General features: G+C 69.7%; 18 protein-coding genes. 15 read left to right on the top strand and 3 right to left on the bottom strand.

What is annotated here, in order from left to right; all coding sequences use genetic code 11:
- Window positions 1-8: 8 nt before the first annotated feature.
- The gene (locus DY262_RS06695) at window positions 9-311 is read right to left on the bottom strand and encodes a c-type cytochrome (protein ID WP_116958180.1); all 303 of its coding nucleotides are present in this window, start codon (window positions 309-311) and stop codon (window positions 9-11) included.
- A 209-nt stretch (window positions 312-520) separates the two neighbouring features.
- Here DY262_RS06695 and soxC point away from each other — a divergent pair, with 209 nt between their 5' ends.
- From soxC to soxB, 8 genes are all read left to right on the top strand, one after another.
- Entirely contained in the window at window positions 521-1861 is a 1341-nt protein-coding gene (gene soxC, locus DY262_RS06690; protein ID WP_116958179.1) for a sulfite dehydrogenase, read from the top strand.
- Between the two features lies 1 nt (window position 1862).
- A complete protein-coding gene (locus DY262_RS06685; protein ID WP_116958178.1) occupies window positions 1863-3008 on the top strand; it encodes a c-type cytochrome in 1146 nt (381 codons plus the stop codon).
- 64 nt (window positions 3009-3072) lie between these two features.
- On the top strand, window positions 3073-3405 hold the full coding sequence (locus DY262_RS06680; RefSeq protein WP_070399214.1) for a c-type cytochrome: 333 nt from the start codon (window positions 3073-3075) through the stop codon (window positions 3403-3405).
- A 43-nt stretch (window positions 3406-3448) separates the two neighbouring features.
- A complete protein-coding gene (gene soxY / locus DY262_RS06675) occupies window positions 3449-3904 on the top strand; it encodes a thiosulfate oxidation carrier protein SoxY (protein WP_116958177.1) in 456 nt (151 codons plus the stop codon).
- Window positions 3905-3949: 45 nt separating this feature from the next.
- Entirely contained in the window at window positions 3950-4261 is a 312-nt protein-coding gene (gene soxZ / locus DY262_RS06670) for a thiosulfate oxidation carrier complex protein SoxZ (RefSeq protein ID WP_116958176.1), read from the top strand.
- A gap of 83 nt (window positions 4262-4344) precedes the next feature.
- Window positions 4345-5151 (top strand): sulfur oxidation c-type cytochrome SoxA, encoded by an 807-nt coding sequence (soxA, locus tag DY262_RS06665; protein ID WP_116958175.1) that lies wholly within the window; start codon window positions 4345-4347, stop codon window positions 5149-5151.
- Window positions 5152-5165: 14 nt separating this feature from the next.
- A complete protein-coding gene (gene soxX / locus DY262_RS06660) occupies window positions 5166-5813 on the top strand; it encodes a sulfur oxidation c-type cytochrome SoxX (protein ID WP_116958174.1) in 648 nt (215 codons plus the stop codon).
- An 82-nt stretch (window positions 5814-5895) separates the two neighbouring features.
- Window positions 5896-7620 carry a thiosulfohydrolase SoxB gene (gene soxB, locus DY262_RS06655; protein WP_116958173.1) on the top strand — a complete coding sequence of 575 codons (1725 nt, stop codon included), beginning with the start codon at window positions 5896-5898 and terminating at the stop codon, window positions 7618-7620.
- Window positions 7621-7736: 116 nt separating this feature from the next.
- Here the strand turns inward: soxB and DY262_RS06650 are convergent, their stop codons facing one another.
- Complete coding sequence (locus DY262_RS06650) at window positions 7737-8753, bottom strand: porin (protein ID WP_116958172.1); 1017 nt, start codon at window positions 8751-8753, stop codon at window positions 7737-7739.
- 254 nt (window positions 8754-9007) lie between these two features.
- Between DY262_RS06650 and DY262_RS06645 the strand changes: the two genes are divergently transcribed.
- The 6 genes from DY262_RS06645 (at window position 9008) to DY262_RS06620 (ending at window position 14231) form a co-directional block, all read left to right on the top strand.
- Window positions 9008-9676 (top strand): thermostable hemolysin, encoded by a 669-nt coding sequence (locus tag DY262_RS06645; protein WP_116958518.1) that lies wholly within the window; start codon window positions 9008-9010, stop codon window positions 9674-9676.
- Between the two features lie 3 nt (window positions 9677-9679).
- A complete protein-coding gene (locus tag DY262_RS06640) occupies window positions 9680-11161 on the top strand; it encodes an AMP-binding protein (protein ID WP_116958171.1) in 1482 nt (493 codons plus the stop codon).
- Window positions 11158-11832: an iron-containing redox enzyme family protein gene (locus tag DY262_RS06635; RefSeq protein ID WP_116958170.1), complete on the top strand. Its 675-nt coding sequence runs from the start codon at window positions 11158-11160 to the stop codon at window positions 11830-11832. The genes DY262_RS06640 and DY262_RS06635 overlap by 4 nt, the downstream gene beginning before the upstream one ends.
- A gap of 15 nt (window positions 11833-11847) precedes the next feature.
- Window positions 11848-12657: an SDR family oxidoreductase gene (locus DY262_RS06630; RefSeq protein WP_116958169.1), complete on the top strand. Its 810-nt coding sequence runs from the start codon at window positions 11848-11850 to the stop codon at window positions 12655-12657.
- Complete coding sequence (locus DY262_RS06625; RefSeq protein WP_116958168.1) at window positions 12654-13316, top strand: tetratricopeptide repeat protein; 663 nt, start codon at window positions 12654-12656, stop codon at window positions 13314-13316. Before DY262_RS06630 ends, DY262_RS06625 begins: the two co-directional genes overlap by 4 nt.
- An 84-nt stretch (window positions 13317-13400) precedes the next feature.
- Complete coding sequence (locus DY262_RS06620) at window positions 13401-14231, top strand: universal stress protein (RefSeq protein ID WP_116958167.1); 831 nt, start codon at window positions 13401-13403, stop codon at window positions 14229-14231.
- Between the two features lie 21 nt (window positions 14232-14252).
- On the opposite strand, the gene DY262_RS06615 is transcribed toward DY262_RS06620, so the two are convergent.
- On the bottom strand, window positions 14253-14702 hold the full coding sequence (locus DY262_RS06615; RefSeq protein ID WP_116958166.1) for a universal stress protein: 450 nt from the start codon (window positions 14700-14702) through the stop codon (window positions 14253-14255).
- Between the two features lie 143 nt (window positions 14703-14845).
- Here DY262_RS06615 and DY262_RS06610 point away from each other — a divergent pair, with 143 nt between their 5' ends.
- A complete protein-coding gene (locus DY262_RS06610) occupies window positions 14846-15295 on the top strand; it encodes a host attachment protein (protein WP_116958165.1) in 450 nt (149 codons plus the stop codon).
- Window positions 15296-15302 lie beyond the last annotated feature (7 nt).

Genomic DNA, 15302 nt, shown 5'->3' with positions numbered 1-15302 from the left:
GGGGCTCCTCACTTCTTCTGGGCCGCGAAGTACGCGGCGATCTGGGCCAGCTGCTCGTCGCTGTAGCCCTTGGACAGCTGGTGCATGATGGTCGCGGGCCGCTGGCCGTTCTTGAAGGCCAGCAGCTGCTGCAGCAGCTCGTTCTTGTCCCGGCCGGCCAGGGCGATCATGCCGGGCTCGGCCCGGCCGTCGGTGCCATGGCAGTTGGCGCAGGCCGCCGCCCAGACCTTGATCTGGTTGACCTGGGCCTGGGCCCCGGCGGCGGCAGCGAGCAGGGTCGCCGCCGCCAGCCATTTTGTTGTCCTTTGCATCGTCGTCTCCGATTGCGGGTTGGGATGGAAGCGCACCCAAAACTGTAGCAGCGGGCCTCCCTCGAAAAACAGATACCGGTATGCGCGGGTCGCACAGGGGCATTGAAGACCAGCGGGTCGGGAATTGCATCAAGGGTTTACGCGCATCCAAATATCAGCAATTAACGATATAGTCGCGGCCCTGAGATCTCTCCCTGAACGGACGCATCGTGTCGGACGCACTGCAACACACCATCGGACGGGTGCTGCCCGCCCCTGAAAACCACCTCGACGCCAACCAGCTCGACGCCGCGCGCAAGGCGCGCCGCAGCTTCATGGGCAAGGCGCTGGCCATGGGCGCGGGCGCCGTGGCCGTGGGCCACGCCCCTCGCGCGCGCGCGAGCGAAGGCGACCCCGCCATCCTGAAGACGCCCGAGCACACCCGCGGCCTGGGCCGGCCGGTGGCGGACAACCCCTATGGCCAGCCGAGCAAGTGGGAAGCCAACCTGCAGCGCCGCCAGAGCCCGGGTCTCACGCGCGTGCCGCAGGCCTCGGTGAGCTTCACGCCGCTGCAGGGGCTGTTCGGGATCATCACGCCCAGCGGCCTGCATTTCGAGCGCCACCACCAGGGCTGGTGGGACATCGACCCCAGCCAGCACCGCCTCATGGTGCATGGCCTGGTCAAGCGCTCGCGCGTCTTCACCATGGACGACCTGATGCGCCTGCCCAGCGTCTCGCGCATCCACTTCATCGAATGCGGCGCGAACTCGGCGCCCGAGTGGGGCAACGTCGCCCTGCCGTCCGTGCAGTACACGCACGGCATGGTGAGCTGCTCCGAGTTCACCGGCGTGCGCCTGTCCACCCTGCTGGAGATGTGCGGCGTGGACAAGAAGCTCGGCAAGTACGTGCTGGCCGAGGGCGCCGATGGCTCGTCGATGACGCGCACCATCGACATGGAGCGCGCCATGGAAGACTGCATCGTCGCCTGGGCCATGAACGGCGAGATGCTGCGCCCCGAGAACGGCTATCCGCTGCGCCTGGTGGTGCCCGGCATCCAGGGCGTGAGCTGGGTGAAGTACCTGCGCCGCCTGGAAGTGGGCGACCAGAAGTGGGCCACCAAGGACGAGACCATCCACTACATCGACCTCATGCCGGACGGCACGCACCGCCAGTACACCGGCATCCAGGAGTGCAAGAGCGTGATCACCACGCCCTCGGGCGGGCAGATGCTGCTCGACAAGGGCTACTACAACGTCAGCGGCCTGGCCTGGTCGGGCCGTGGCTCGATCAAGCGCGTGGACGTGAGCGTGGACGGCGGGCGCAACTGGCGCACCGCGCGCCTGGAAGGCCCGGTGCTGGACAAGGCGCTCACGCGCTTCAACATCGACTGGGTCTGGGACGGCAAGCCCGCCGTGCTGCAAAGCCGGGCCATCGACAGCACCGGCTATGTGCAACCCAAGATCAACCAGCTGAGGGCGGTGCGTGGCTCGCGCTCGATCTACCACCAGAACGCGATCCAGTCGTGGCGGGTGGCGGAGAACGGCGAAGTGTCGAACGTACAGGTGTATTGATATGAAACTCCCCCGCCTCGCGACGCGCGATCCCCTCAAGGGGGCAACAGCTGCGGCCCGGCAAAGCCGGCTCCGCGGTGTTTCCCGGTTCTTCGTTGGCGCCCTCACGCTGGTGGTGAGCCAGCTCGCCTGGGCCCAGGCGCAGCCCTGGCACGATCTCGGCCGCGAGGCCACCCCGGCCGAGATCAAGGCCTGGGACATCGATGTGCGGCCCGATTTCAAGGGCCTGCCCAAGGGCGCGGGCAGCGTCTCGCTGGGCGAGCAGGTGTGGGAGGCGAAGTGCGCGTCCTGCCACGGCGTCTTCGGCGAGTCGAATGAGGTGTTCACGCCCCTCGTCGGCGGCACCACCAAGGCCGACATCGAGCGCGGCCGGGTGAAGAACCTCGAGCTGGGCAGCGTCTTCCCGCAGCGCACCACGATGATGAAGGCGTCCACGGTGTCCACGCTGTGGGACTACATCAACCGCGCCATGCCCTGGAACGCGCCCAAGTCGCTCAAGACCGACGAGGTCTACGGCGTGCTGGCCTACATGCTGAGCCTGGCCGACGTGGTGCCGGCCGACTACACGCTGTCGGACGAGAACATCGCGGACGTGCAGAAGCGCCTGCCCAACCGCAACGGCCTGGTGTTCTACGAGCCCCTGTGGAAGGTCTCCGGCAAGGGCGACGTGAAGAACGTGGCCTGCATGAAGGACTGCCCGACCGAGGCCAAGGTGCGCTCGGCGCTGCCCGACTTCGCGCGCGACGCGCACGGCAACATCCAGGAGCAGAACCGCGTGGTGGGTCCGGTGCGCGGCGCCGACACCACCAAGCCGCCGCCGACCGCGCCGGCGGGCAGTGCCCCGGCGCCCGCGCCGGTGGTGGTGGCCGCCGCGCCCGCCGCGTCCGGCGGCGTGGACGTCAAGGCGCTGCTGAGCGGCAACGGCTGCACGGCCTGCCACGGCGTGAGCAACAAGATCGTCGGCCCTGGCTTCACCGACATCCTGGCCAAGCACAAGGGCAAGGCCGATCTGGAAGCCTACCTGGCCGCCAAGATCAAGGCCGGCGGCAGCGGCGTGTTCGGCGCCGTCCCCATGCCGCCCCAGCCCCAGCTCAAGGACGCCGAGGCCCAGGCGATCGCGCGCTGGATCGCTGCCGGTCCGCGCTGAACCGGGCCCGCCCCTACGCGTTTTCCCCCTGTCCGTTCCCACGAGGAAACATTAGTCTATGAGCATGAAGATGTTGATTGCCGCCGCGACCGCGGTCGCGGCCGTGTCGGCGCTGCCGGCGCACGCGATGGACGCGGCGGCCGCCAAGGCCCTGGCGACCAAGAGCGCCTGCATGGCCTGTCACGCGGTCGACCGCAAGCTGGTCGGCCCGGCGTTCAAGGATGTGGCCGCCAAGCACAAGGGCCAGGCCGACGCGCCCGAGAAGGTGGCCGCGCGCATCAAGTCGGGCGGTTCGGGCCTGTATGGCCCGGTGCCCATGCCGCCCCAGCCCGGTCTCAAGGACGACGAATTGAGGCTATTGGCCGCCTGGGTGCTGGCCGGTGCCCCCGATAAGTAAACTCCCACCCCCTCACGCCCCGAATTTGTACAGGAGTTCAACCATGAACCAGACCCGTCGAGACGCTCTCAAGACCACCGGTGCCCTCGCCACCCTGGTCTCTCTGGGCATCGTCACCCAGAGCCAGGCGCAGGCCGCGCTGGAGCGCGCCAGCTTCGAGGGCAAGACCCTGGCCGACGCCCTCAAGGCCGTCGGCGGCACGCCGGCCAACAGCGACCAGGTGAGCGTGGTGGCCCCGGACATCGCCGAGAACGGCGCCGTGGTGCCCATCGGTGCCGCGAGCAAGCTGCCCAACACCACCGAGATTTTCCTGATCGTCGAGAAGAACCCGATGCCCCTGGCCGCGGCCTTCACCATCCCGGCCGGCACGCTGCCTGAAATCTCCACGCGCCTGAAGATGGGCCAGAGCTCCAACGTGATCGCCGTGGTCAAGGCCGACGGCAAGCTCTACTCGGCCACCAAAGAAACCAAGGTCACGCTGGGCGGCTGCGGCGGCTGATCGCCGCGCACCCCTTCCGAGATTCAACGTACACAGGAGTCCCCCATGGCTGATCCGATGCGCATCCGCGCCGCCGTTGCCGACGGCGAAACCACCGTCCGTGTGCTCATGTCGCACATCATGGAGCCCGGCACGCGCCGCGACGCGTCCGGCAACCTCATCCCCGGCCACTTCATCACGAGCGTCGACTGCACCCACAACGGCAAGGCCGTGCTGCAGGCGCAGTTCACCGGCGCCGTGGCCCAGAACCCCTTCCTGTCCTTCAAGTTCAAGGGCGGCGCCAAGGGCGACAAGATCGTCGTGAAGTGGAGCGACAACAAGGGCGATTCGCGCACCGACGAGGCGACGATCGCCTGAGCACCCCCCACGCGGCCATCCGTCCAGGGCGGGGCGGGTGGTCGCCGGTTTTCCGACAACGCCTGAGAAGAGGAGATCTCCCCATGAAGCGACCTGTTTCCCGCGCCATCGCCTTTGCGGCGTTGGTGCTTGGCGCCGCTGCCGCGCACGCGCAGTCGTCCACGGCCGACGGCATCGCCAAGTACCGCGAGATGCTGCAGGACGGCAACCCCGCCGAACTGTTCGAAATGAAGGGCGAAGAGCTCTGGAAGCAAAAGCGTGGGCCGAAGAACGCCTCGCTGGAGCAGTGCGACCTGGGCAAGGGCCCGGGCGTGATCAAGGGCGCCTTCGTGGAGCTGCCGCGCTACTTCAAGGACACCAACCGGGTGGAAGACCTGGAGGGTCGCATCATCACCTGCATGGAAACCCTGCAGGGCTTCAAGGGCGACGAGGTTCGCAAGACGCCGTTTCGCCGTGGGGAAATGGCCAACGTGACGGCGATCGCCACCTATGTGGCCACCGCGTCCAAGGGCATGAAGATGGACCTGCCGCAGTCGCATCCGCAGGAAAGGATGATGTACGAGACGGGCAAGCGCCTGTTCTTCACGCGCGGCGGCACGCACGACTTCTCCTGCGCCTCCTGCCACGGCGCGGACGACAAGCGCATCCGCCTGCAGGACCTGCCCAACCTCACCAAGAACCCGGGCGACGGCATCGGCTTCGCCGCCTGGCCGGCCTACCGCGTGTCCAACGCGCAGATGTGGGGCATGCAGCTGCGCCTGAACGACTGCTTCCGCCAGATGCGCTGGCCCGAGCCCAAGTTCGGCAGCGACGCCACGCTGGCGCTGAGCGTCTACATGGGCGTCAACGCCAAGGGCGCCGAGTCGGCCGTGCCCGCGATCAAGCGCTGAAGAGGAGACCCACGATGAACAAGAAGACCATCCTCGCCATCCTGCCGCTGGCCGCGCTGCTCGCCGCCTGCTCGATGCCGCCCTCGCAGGCCGACGTCGAGAAGGCCACGGCCGACATGATGAAGAACTCCTTCCAGGCCAAGGGCATCGCCACCCTGGATCGCCTGGAGCAGGACCAGGCCAACGCCACCTGCCTGCAAGCCGATCTCTCGGGCAAGCCCCTGGACGAGAAGCTCGCCAAGGCGGTCGAGGAAGCCAGCATGAAGACCATCAAATGGCCTTCCGATGGCAAGTTCCTGGGCGACTGGAAAGAGGGCGAGAAGATCGCCCAGAGCGGCCGTGGCCTGACCTGGACCGACGACGCGAAGCAGGCCAACGGGGGCAACTGCTACAACTGCCACCAGATCAGCAAGGAAGAGATTTCCTTCGGCACCCTGGGCCCCAGCCTCTACCACTACGGCAAGCTGCGCGGCGTGAGCGACCCGAACGCCGCGGGTTCCAAGGCCATCGTCGAGTACACCTGGGGCAAGCTCTACAACGCGCGCGCCTACAACGCCTGCTCGCAGATGCCGCGAGTGGGCCACAAGGGCATCCTCAACGAGACGCAGCTCAAGCACGTGATGGCGCTGCTGCTCGACCCGAACTCGCCCGTCAACAAGTGATTCCCGCAGCCCGGCGGCCTCTGTGGCCGCCGGGCTTTTTTTGCGTTTGAATATCAGTATTTGCTTCTAGAGAGAGTGCCCCATGAGCCTGAGCCGTCGTGAATTCATGCAACTGCTGGCCGCCGCGAGCGCCGCCGGCATGGCGCTCGACCACCGCGACGCCCTCGCCGCCAGCGCCGGCGCCGGCGAGCGCCTGTACGACGTGCCCGGCTTCGGCAACGTCAGCTTCCTGCACTTCACCGACTGCCACGCACAGCTCACGCCGGTGTACTTCCGCGAGCCCAGCATGAACCTGGGCGTGGGCGGCGCCGCAGGCAAGGCCCCGCACCTGGTGGGCGAGGCCCTGCTCAAGCACTTCAAGATCCGTCCCGGCACCGCCCAGGCGCACGCCTTCAGCTACCTCGACTTCGCCCAGGCCGCCAAGACCTACGGCAAGGTCGGGGGCTTCGCGCACCTGGCCACCCTGGTCAAGCGGCTGCGCTCGGGCCGCCCGCACGCCTGGCTGCTGGACGGCGGCGACACCTGGCAGGGCTCGGCCACCTCGCTGTGGACCAACGCGCAGGACATGGTCGACGCCTGCAAGAAGCTCGGCGTCGACATCATGACCTCGCACTGGGAGCACACCTTCGGCGCCAAGCGCGTGCAGGAAATCGTCGAGAAGGACCTGAAGGGCCACATGGAATTCCTGGCCCACAACATCAAGACCACCGACTTCGAGGACCTGGTGTTCAAGCCCTACACCATCCGCGAAATGAACGGCGTGCCGGTCGCCGTCATCGGCCAGGCCTTTCCGTACACGCCCATCGCCAACCCGCGCTACATGGTGCCCGACTGGACCTTCGGCATCCAGGAGGACCACCTGCAGAAGATGGTGGACGAGGTGCGCGGCAAGGGCGCGCAGGTGGTGGTGCTGCTCTCGCACAACGGCATGGACGTGGACCTGAAGCTGGCCTCGCGCGTCAGCGGCATCGACGCCATCCTGGGCGGCCACACGCACGACGGCATGCCCGCGCCCACCGTGGTGAAGAACCCCGGCGGCCAGACCCTGGTCACCAACGCCGGCTCCAACACCAAGTTTCTCGGCGTGCTCGACTTCGACGTGCGCGGCGGCAAGGTCCAGGGCTACCAGTACAAGCTCATGCCCATCTTCGCCAACCTGCTGCCGGCCGACGCCGACATGCAGGCCTTCATCGACGGCGTGCGCGCGCCGTACAAGGCCCGGCTGGAAGAGAAGCTGGCCGTCACCGAGGACCTGCTCTACCGCCGCGGCAACTTCAACGGCTCCTGGGACCAGGTCATCTGCGACGCGCTGATCGACGTGAAGGGCGCGGACCTGTGTTTCTCGCCGGGCGTGCGCTGGGGCACCTCGCTGCTGCCGGGCGACACCATCACCATGGAAGCGCTGATGGACCAGACGGCCATCACCTACCCCTCGACCACGCTCAACGAGTTCACCGGCGCGCAGATCAAGGACATCCTGGAAGACGTGGCCGACAACATCTTCAACCCCGACCCCTACTACCAGCAGGGCGGCGACATGGTGCGCGTGGGCGGCATGCAGTACGCCATCGCGCCGAACGAGCGCATGGGGCAGCGCATCCAGAACATGCGGCTCAAGGGCAAGCCCGTGGAGGCCGACAAGACCTACAAGGTGGCCGGCTGGGCCTCGGTGCAGGAAGGCGTCAAGGGCGAGCCGGTGTGGGACGTCGTGGCCGGCCACCTGCGCGCGCGCAAGGTCGTCAAGGGCGTGAAGATCAACACCCCGACGCTGGTGGGCATGAAGGGCAACCCGGGCATGGCGGCGTGAGGCCGCGCCCATGAAAAAAGCCACCGCCCGCGAGGGCGATGGCTGTCAAAACCAAACCTTGGAAAGGAAGGGGCCCGAGGGCCCCGGAGCGGGGCCGCGAGGCCCCGCTGTCACGATCAGAAGTCGTGACGGATGCCCGCGGCGTACAGGCGGCGCTCGGCGACCTCGGTGCCGGCGCCGTTCTCGGCGTCGCCATTGAGGTAGGCGGCGTACACGCGGGTGCGCTTGGACAGCGAGTAGGTCACGCCGAAGGCCAGGCCCTTGGACTTGGCGGTGTCGACGCCGGCGTTCTCGGACTTGTTGTAGGCGTAGCCCACCGAGAAGTCCCAGGGGCCCATCGGCATGTTGGCGCCGACCACGAAGCCGTTGGACTCCAGCGTGCCCTGCTCGGCCATGTTGTAGCCGGCGGAGACGCGCACGGCGCCGAAGTCGTAGGCGCCGGCCAGGGTGGTGTACTCGCGCTTGGTGGCCGACACCTCGTGGTTCTGTTCCTGGTAGCCCAGGCCCACGTCCAGCGGGCCGCTGCGGTAGCGCAGGTTGAAGGCGGTCACGTCGCGCTTGACCGGCGAGGCTTGCTCGTCCAGGCCGTAGCTGATGCCGCCGGTGAAGCCGCCGAAGTTCGGCGACTCATAGCGGATCTGGTTGCTGCTGCGCGACGAGTAGTCGGCCACGTGGCCCACGGCGACGCCACCCACGCTGTTGGCGTAGGCGATCTTGGTCGGCGAGAACTCCGAATCCCACAGCGCGCTGCCGACGCTGATGTCGCGGATGTCGTCGAACGCGGTCTCGGTGCGGCCGAGCTTGACCGCGCCGAAGCCACCCGTCAGGCCGACGATGGACTGGCGATCGAAGCCGGCGCCGAAGGCGGCGCCGGTGTCCACGCCCAGCGTGGTCTCGAGCTGGAAGATGGCCTTGAGGCCGCCGCCGAGGTCTTCGGTGCCGCGGAAGCCCAGGCGGCTGGTGCTCAGCAGGCCGCTGGACATCTGCGACTGGCTTTGGGCGGCGCCCGACGCGCCGGCCTTCTCGGAGCCGAGGGAGGCGTCAAGGCGGCCGTAGACGCTGACGCTGGACTGCGCCATGGCGGCGCCGCTGATGGTGGCCAGGGCGGCCAGAGCAATCAGGCTCTTTTTCATGGAATGGTTTCTCCGTTGTGGGGTCTCGGGCCCTGAAGGGACCCGTGCCTCCCGCACCGTGCGGGACGACGGGCCTATTCCACGTGGTGAAGATAACCGTCTGATTACATTTGTAATGGTTTGCCCTATTTACAACGAGCATCCTTAGGTGTTGGAAGGGCTTTCTCGCCGTTGGCATGAAGTTGTGCGCACGGGCGTCTGAGGGTTCTCACGGATTAATGTTGGGCTAAGAGGGGCGCCCGAGCATGCGGCGCATGAACTCCCGAACCCCCCCCTCCCACCCGCGCCTCGGCGCGGGTCGCGCGCCCCGCGCACCGGACGCCGCGCCACGCGGGCCCTTGTCGCTGCGGCCCCTGGTGGGCGCGGCCCGCGACAACGGCCTGGACCTGATCCGGCGCCGCTTCGAGCGGGAACACCAGGCGCGGCTCACGCACTTCATGCCCGGGCTGCTGGGCCTCATGGACGCCGACAACGCGATCGTGGGCGCGGCGGGCTGCCGGCCCGCCGCCGGTGGCGCGCTGTTCCTGGAGCGCTACATCGACGTGCCGATCGAGGCCGCGATCGCGGCCGAGACGGGCGAGCCCGTGGCGCGACACGAGGTGGTGGAGGTGGGCAACCTCGCGGCCGAGGGCCCGGGCAGCGCCCGCCTGCTCATCGTCGCGTTGACCGATTGGCTGGCCGCACAGGGCTACCGGTGGGTGGCCTTCACCGGCACGCGTGGCCTGCTGAACAGTTTTCGCCGCCTGGGCCTGGCGCCGCGCGTGCTGGCCCCCGCCGACCCCGCGCGCATGGGCGATGCCTTGCCGCAGTGGGGCCGCTATTACACCCAGCAGCCGCAGGTGGTGTTCGGCGAAATCCCACCCGCGCAGCGCCAGCTGTCGCGCCACCCAGCCACGCCGGGCTGGTGGCTGGACGGGGAGTGAGCCATGTCGCCCAGCCCTTCCATCGAACATTTCTGGCAGACGCTGCTCGCGCACGGCGATCGACCGGCGCTCAGCGATGGCGCGCAGCGCCTGGACTACGCCGAGCTGGTCCGGCAGGTGCAGCGGCGCCGCGCCCAGCTGGCCGGCTTCGGCGCGCGCCGCGTGGCCCTGTGCCTGGACAACGGCATCGACTGGGTGCTCTGGGACCTCGCCCTGCTGAGCGAGGGCCTGGTCTGCGTGCCCGTGCCGGCTTTCTTTTCGCCCGCGCAGCAGCGCCACGTGGTCGACAGCTCGGGGGTGGACACGCTCATCGGTCCGCTGGCCCCCTGGTCGCAGGAGGCGGGCTTTCGCCCCGTGGCGCCGGGCCTGGGCCAGCGCCCGGTGGCCGACGCGCCGCCGCTGTTCCCCGGCACGGTGAAGATCACCTACACCTCGGGCACCACCGGCCTGCCCAAGGGCGTGTGCCTCGACGCGGCGGCCATGCTCGCCGTGGCGGCCAGCCTCTGGGACGTGGTGGGGGCCAGCGGCGCGCGCCAGCACCTGGCCGTGCTGCCCCTGGCCACGCTGCTGGAGAACGTGGCCGGCGTGTACGCGCCGCTGCTGGGCGGCGCCAGCACCGAGCTGCGGCCCATGGCCGAGATCGGTCTGCTGGGCGCGAGCGGGCTTGACCTGCCGCGCCTGCTCGGGCGCCTGGGCGAGAGCCAGCCGCACAGCCTGATCCTGCTGCCGCAACTGCTGCAGGCCCTGGTGGGCGCGGTCGAGCACGGCTGGACGCCACCGCCCAGCCTGCGGTTCATCGCCGTGGGCGGCGCGCACGTGGCGCCTTCGCTGCTGCGCCGCGCGGTGGCCGCGCGCCTGCCGGTGTTCGAAGGCTACGGCCTGTCGGAGTGCGCCTCGGTGGTGTGCTTGAACACGCCGAACGACAACCGCATCGGCACCGTGGGCCGGCCGCTGCCGCACGCGCGCGTGCGGCTGGCCGACGACGGCGAAGTGCTCGTGCAGGGCGCGCGCGCCCTGGGCTACCTGGGCGAAGCGCCCGAGGCCGGCGAATGGCTGGCCACCGGCGACCTCGGTCGCTTCGACGAGCAAGGCCATCTGCTGCTGAGCGGGCGCAAGAAGCACCAGTTCATCACCGCCTACGGCCGCAACGTCAACCCCGAATGGGTGGAATCTGAGCTGGTCCAGCAGGCGCCGATCGCGCAGGCCTGGCTGTACGGCGAGGCCCTGCCCGAGAACCTGGCCGTGCTGGTGCCGCGCCACGCTGGCGTGAGCGACGGCGAGCTGGCCGCCGCCGTGGCCGCCGTCAACCAGACCCTGCCCGACTACGCGCGCGCGCACCACTGGCGGCGCGCGGCGCAGCCCTTCAGCGCGGACAACGGCCTGGCCACCAGCAACGGCCGCCTGCGGCGCGACGCGCTGCGCGCGTACTACCACGCGGCGCTGGCCGCGCTCGATCCCACCTCCCGACCCAAGGACATCGCATGAACTTCTTCGACCAATTGCAGGCGCAGACCGCCAGCGAACGGGCCTACCTGCTGGGCGCGCCCATCATCGGCCAGGCCATGGAAGGCCGTGTGTCGACGGCCGACTACATCGCCTTCCTGACCCAGGCCTACCACCACGTCAAGCACACCGTGCCGCTGCTCATGGCCTGCGGCGCGCGCCTGCCCGACCGGCTGGAATGGCTGCGCCAGGCCGTGGCCGAGTACATCGAAGAGGAGTACGGCCACCAGGAGTGGATCCTCAACGACATCGCGGCCTGCGGCGGCGACCCCGACGCGGTGCGCCGCGGCGAGCCCGCGCTGCCCACGGAGCTCATGGTCGGCTACGTGTACGACCGCATCGCCCGCCACAACCCGGTGAGCTTCTTCGGCATGGTCAACGTGCTCGAAGGCACCAGCATCCAGCTCGCCTCGCGCGCGGCCGGGCGCATCCAGGAAACGCTGGGCCTGCCGGGCAAGGCCTTCAGCTACCTCAGCTCGCACGGTGCGCTGGACCTCGACCACATCCAGCTGTTCGCCAGCCTGGTCAACCGCCTTGACGACGAGGGCGATCGGCAGGCCGTGCTGCACACGGCCCGCGTTGTCTACCGCCTCTATGGCGACCTGTTCCGCTCGCTGCGCCCGCTTGAGCAGCCGGCCGCGCTCACCGCCTGAAAGCGAGGCCACACCATGAATCTGGCATCGAGCCGCTGGGTCATCACCGGCGCCAGTGGCGGCATCGGGCAGGCGCTGGTCGAGGAGCTGTGCCGGCGCGGCGCGCGGGTGCTCGTCGCGGGCCGGCAGGCCGACACCCTCTACGCCCTGGCCGAGAGGCACCCGCAGCGCGTGCGCGTGGTGGTGGCCGACCTGCGCACGCCCGCCGGGCGCCAGGCCGTGGTGGACGCCGCGCGCGACATCGGCCACGTCGACGGCCTCGTCAACGCCGCCGGCGTCAACCACTTCGGCCTCTTCGACGGCATGGACGACGCGGCCATCGAGCAGATGGTCGCGCTCAACCTCACGGCCACCCTGCAGCTCACGCACGCGATGCTGCCGCTGCTGCGCGAGCGCCCGCACGCCATGGTGGTGTTCCTCGGGTCCATCTTCGGCTCCATCGGCTACCCGGGCCAGGCGGTCTACAGCGCCACCAAGTTCGCGCTGCGCGGCTTTGCCGAGGCGCTGCGCCGCGAACTGGCCGACGGCCCGGTGCGCGTGCTGTACGCCGCCCCGCGCTCCACCCGCACGGCGATGAACGCCGACGCCATGGTGCAGATGAACCGGCAGCTGCAGGTGGCCATGGACCCGCCCGAGGCCGTGGCGCGCCGCATCGCCGATGCGCTGCGCGACGGGCGCAAGGAAATCTACCTGGGCAGCCCCGAGAAGTTTTTCGTCCGCCTCAACGGCCTGCTGCCGCGCCTGGTGGACCGCGCACTGCGCAAGCAGCTGCCCGTCATCCAGCGCTTCGCGCGCCAACCCTCCGAAGGAACCGCCTCGCCATGAAAACCCGACACCACCTCCTCGCCCTCACCCTCGCCGCCGCCTTGGGCGCCGGCCTGAGCCTGCCGGCCCTGGCCCTGGGCGACGCCGCCCGCCAGCAGCTCGACGGCATCCAGGCCCGCTGGGCCGAGGTGAACTACAAGCTGCCCGACAAGCAGCGCGAAGCCGCCTTCGCCGATCTCGCGCAGCAGGCCGCGCAGGCCGTGGCCGCCGAGCCCGCAGCGGCCGAGCTGCGCATCTGGCACGGCATCGTGCTCAGCACCTACGCGGGCGCCAAGGGCGGCCTGGGCGCGCTCGACCTGGTGAAGAAGGCCAAGGCCGAGCTGGAAGAGGCGCTCAAGCTCGATCCCAAGGCGCTTGACGGTTCGGCCTACACCAGCCTGGGCAGCCTGTACTACCAGGTGCCGGGCTGGCCGCTGGGCTTTGGCGACGACGCCAAGGCCGAGGTCCTGCTCAAGCAGGCGCTCGCGATCAACCCCGACGGCATCGACCCCAACTTCTTCTACGGCGACTTCCTGCTGCGCAAGAAGCGCTACCCGCAGGCCAAGGCCGCGCTGGAGAAAGCCCTCGCGGCGCCCGACCGCGCGGGCCGCGCGGCCGCCGACGAAGGCCGCCGCGGCGAAATCCGCCAGCGGCTGAAGGAGCTCGAAAGCCGCCTGTGACGCGGCACCGCCGCGCTTCTTGACGGGCATCAAGCCGGCGCGCGCGGGCGCGCCGCAAGCTGCGGGCGGCTTCAAGGAGTCGCCATGCCCCTCAAACAGATCCTCGTCCACATGGACGCGGACGAACGCAGCCTGGAGCGCCTGCGCATCGCCCGCCAGCTGGCCCACGCGCACGGTGCCGTGCTGGACGCGCTCTACGCCGCGAGCCTGGTGCCCCTGGCGATGCCGTACCCCGAACTCGGCGAGAACGCGGCCAGCCTGCTGCAGCGCGAACTGCAGCGCTGCGCGCAGGCGCGCGCGGCCTTCGAGCGCGACATGCGCCGCCCCGATGGCTCCGCCACCTGGAGCGAGCTGACGGTGTTCCCGCTGATCGAGGGCTTCGCCGAGCAGGCGCTGTTCGCCGACCTGCTGGTGCTGGGCCAGCACGACCCGGGCAGGCAGCACGCGCCCGACGTGCCGCCCGACTTCGTCGAAGGGGTGCTGGCCGCCAGCGGGCGACCCGCGCTGGTGGTGCCCTACACCGGCCAGTTCGAGGCCTTGCCGCGGTGCATTGCCATTGCCTGGAAGCCCGGCCGGGAGGCGATGCGCGCGGTGATCGCCGCGCTGCCGCTGCTGCAGCGCGCCGAGCGGGTGCACGTGCTGGGCTGGGGCGCCGAACCGGGGCCGCTGGTGCAAGGCCCCCGGCTGGACCTGCGCGGCTGGCTGAGGCTGCACGGCGTCTCGGTGCAATGGCACCGGGAAGACCAGGAGCCCGCGGACCTGGGCGAGGTGCTGTTGTCGCGCGTCTGCGACCTGTCGGCCGACCTGCTGGTGATGGGTTGCTACGGCCACGCGCGCGTGCGCGAATGGGTGCTGGGCGGGGTCAGCCGCACCGTGCTGGGGTCCATGACGCTGCCGGTGCTGATGTCGCACTGAGGCGGCGCCCCGGGCGCGACCTCAGGCCAGGTCGGTGGGCCGGATGACCATCACCGGCGACGGCGCGAGCCGGATGATCTGCTCGGCGCCGCTGCCCAGCAGCAGGCGGTTGACGCCGCGCCGGCCATGCGTGCCCAGCACGATGAGGTCGGCCCGCCAGTCGCGCGCCGCCTGCGCCACCGATTCGCCCAGCCGCGGGCCGAGCTCGTCGATGAGCAGCGAATCGCAGGCCACCCCGGCGGCCTTGACGGTCGCCATCGCCTCGTCCAAGGCCTCGCGGGCCCAGGTGCGCGCGGTGCCGAGCAGATCCACCGTGGCCTCGTAGCCGCTCACGTACATCATCTGATCGATGGCGTGCATCACGCGGATCTGCCCGTCCATGGCGCGCGCCAGCTGGATGGCGGCCTCGAGCGCCCTGTTGGAGGTCTCGCTGCCATCCACGGGCACAAGGATTCGCTTGAACGGGTTCATGGCAGGTCTCCGCAGGGAACGTTGAACAATGGCCCCACTGTGCATGGGCGCGCGCGGAACCGCTTTGCGATGGATCAACAACGCCCGCGGGCGGCGGGTCTATGGTGATTGGCAAGACCACTTTTCCCCGAAAGGACCGTGCCATGCCCCGCATCGAATGGATTCTGGTGGCCAGTGCCACGCACGCGCGCCTGCTGCAGCGCGAACCCGGTCTGCCCCTGGTGCCGATCGCCACCTTCTCGCATCCCGAAGGCCGGCTCAAGGCCAGCGAGCTCGGTGACGACCGCGCGGGCCATGAGCGCGCCGACCGCCGCGGCCAAGGCGGCGTGGCGCTGGAGCCCCGCCTGGACCCGCACCGCAAGGAGCATCAGCGCTTCGCGCGCGAACTCGCCGAGCACCTGGAGGCCGGCGCGCGGTCGCAGGCCTACGGCGCGCTGGTGGTGTTCTCCGGCAAGCCCTTTCTCGGCGAGCTTCGCGATGCGCTGGGCGATGGCGCGCGCCGCCTGCTCAAGGCCAGCCTGCCCGTGGACCTGAGCCACGTGAGCGCGCTCGAACTGGACCAGCGCGTGCGCGATGAGCTGGCGTCCGCCTGAGGCGTGC

Origin of the sequence: Hydrogenophaga borbori (assembly GCF_003417535.1) — a bacterium.
In the GTDB taxonomy this organism is placed as follows: domain Bacteria; phylum Pseudomonadota; class Gammaproteobacteria; order Burkholderiales; family Burkholderiaceae_C; genus Hydrogenophaga; species Hydrogenophaga borbori.
Note: the sequence above shows the minus strand (reverse complement) of the source record. Positions and strands in the feature narration are given on the sequence as shown.

Coding starts and splice junctions, on each gene's coding strand:
- DY262_RS06695 (WP_116958180.1), bottom strand. CDS start 311: ATGCAAAGGACAACAAAATGGCTGGCGGCGGCGACCCTGCTCGCTGCC.
- DY262_RS06685 (WP_116958178.1), top strand. CDS start 1,863: ATGAAACTCCCCCGCCTCGCGACGCGCGATCCCCTCAAGGGGGCAACA.
- DY262_RS06680 (WP_070399214.1), top strand. CDS start 3,073: ATGAAGATGTTGATTGCCGCCGCGACCGCGGTCGCGGCCGTGTCGGCG.
- soxY (WP_116958177.1), top strand. CDS start 3,449: ATGAACCAGACCCGTCGAGACGCTCTCAAGACCACCGGTGCCCTCGCC.
- soxZ (WP_116958176.1), top strand. CDS start 3,950: ATGGCTGATCCGATGCGCATCCGCGCCGCCGTTGCCGACGGCGAAACC.
- soxA (WP_116958175.1), top strand. CDS start 4,345: ATGAAGCGACCTGTTTCCCGCGCCATCGCCTTTGCGGCGTTGGTGCTT.
- soxX (WP_116958174.1), top strand. CDS start 5,166: ATGAACAAGAAGACCATCCTCGCCATCCTGCCGCTGGCCGCGCTGCTC.
- soxB (WP_116958173.1), top strand. CDS start 5,896: ATGAGCCTGAGCCGTCGTGAATTCATGCAACTGCTGGCCGCCGCGAGC.
- DY262_RS06650 (WP_116958172.1), bottom strand. CDS start 8,753: ATGAAAAAGAGCCTGATTGCTCTGGCCGCCCTGGCCACCATCAGCGGC.
- DY262_RS06645 (WP_116958518.1), top strand. CDS start 9,008: ATGAACTCCCGAACCCCCCCCTCCCACCCGCGCCTCGGCGCGGGTCGC.
- DY262_RS06640 (WP_116958171.1), top strand. CDS start 9,680: ATGTCGCCCAGCCCTTCCATCGAACATTTCTGGCAGACGCTGCTCGCG.
- DY262_RS06635 (WP_116958170.1), top strand. CDS start 11,158: ATGAACTTCTTCGACCAATTGCAGGCGCAGACCGCCAGCGAACGGGCC.
- DY262_RS06630 (WP_116958169.1), top strand. CDS start 11,848: ATGAATCTGGCATCGAGCCGCTGGGTCATCACCGGCGCCAGTGGCGGC.
- DY262_RS06625 (WP_116958168.1), top strand. CDS start 12,654: ATGAAAACCCGACACCACCTCCTCGCCCTCACCCTCGCCGCCGCCTTG.
- DY262_RS06620 (WP_116958167.1), top strand. CDS start 13,401: ATGCCCCTCAAACAGATCCTCGTCCACATGGACGCGGACGAACGCAGC.
- DY262_RS06615 (WP_116958166.1), bottom strand. CDS start 14,702: ATGAACCCGTTCAAGCGAATCCTTGTGCCCGTGGATGGCAGCGAGACC.
- DY262_RS06610 (WP_116958165.1), top strand. CDS start 14,846: ATGCCCCGCATCGAATGGATTCTGGTGGCCAGTGCCACGCACGCGCGC.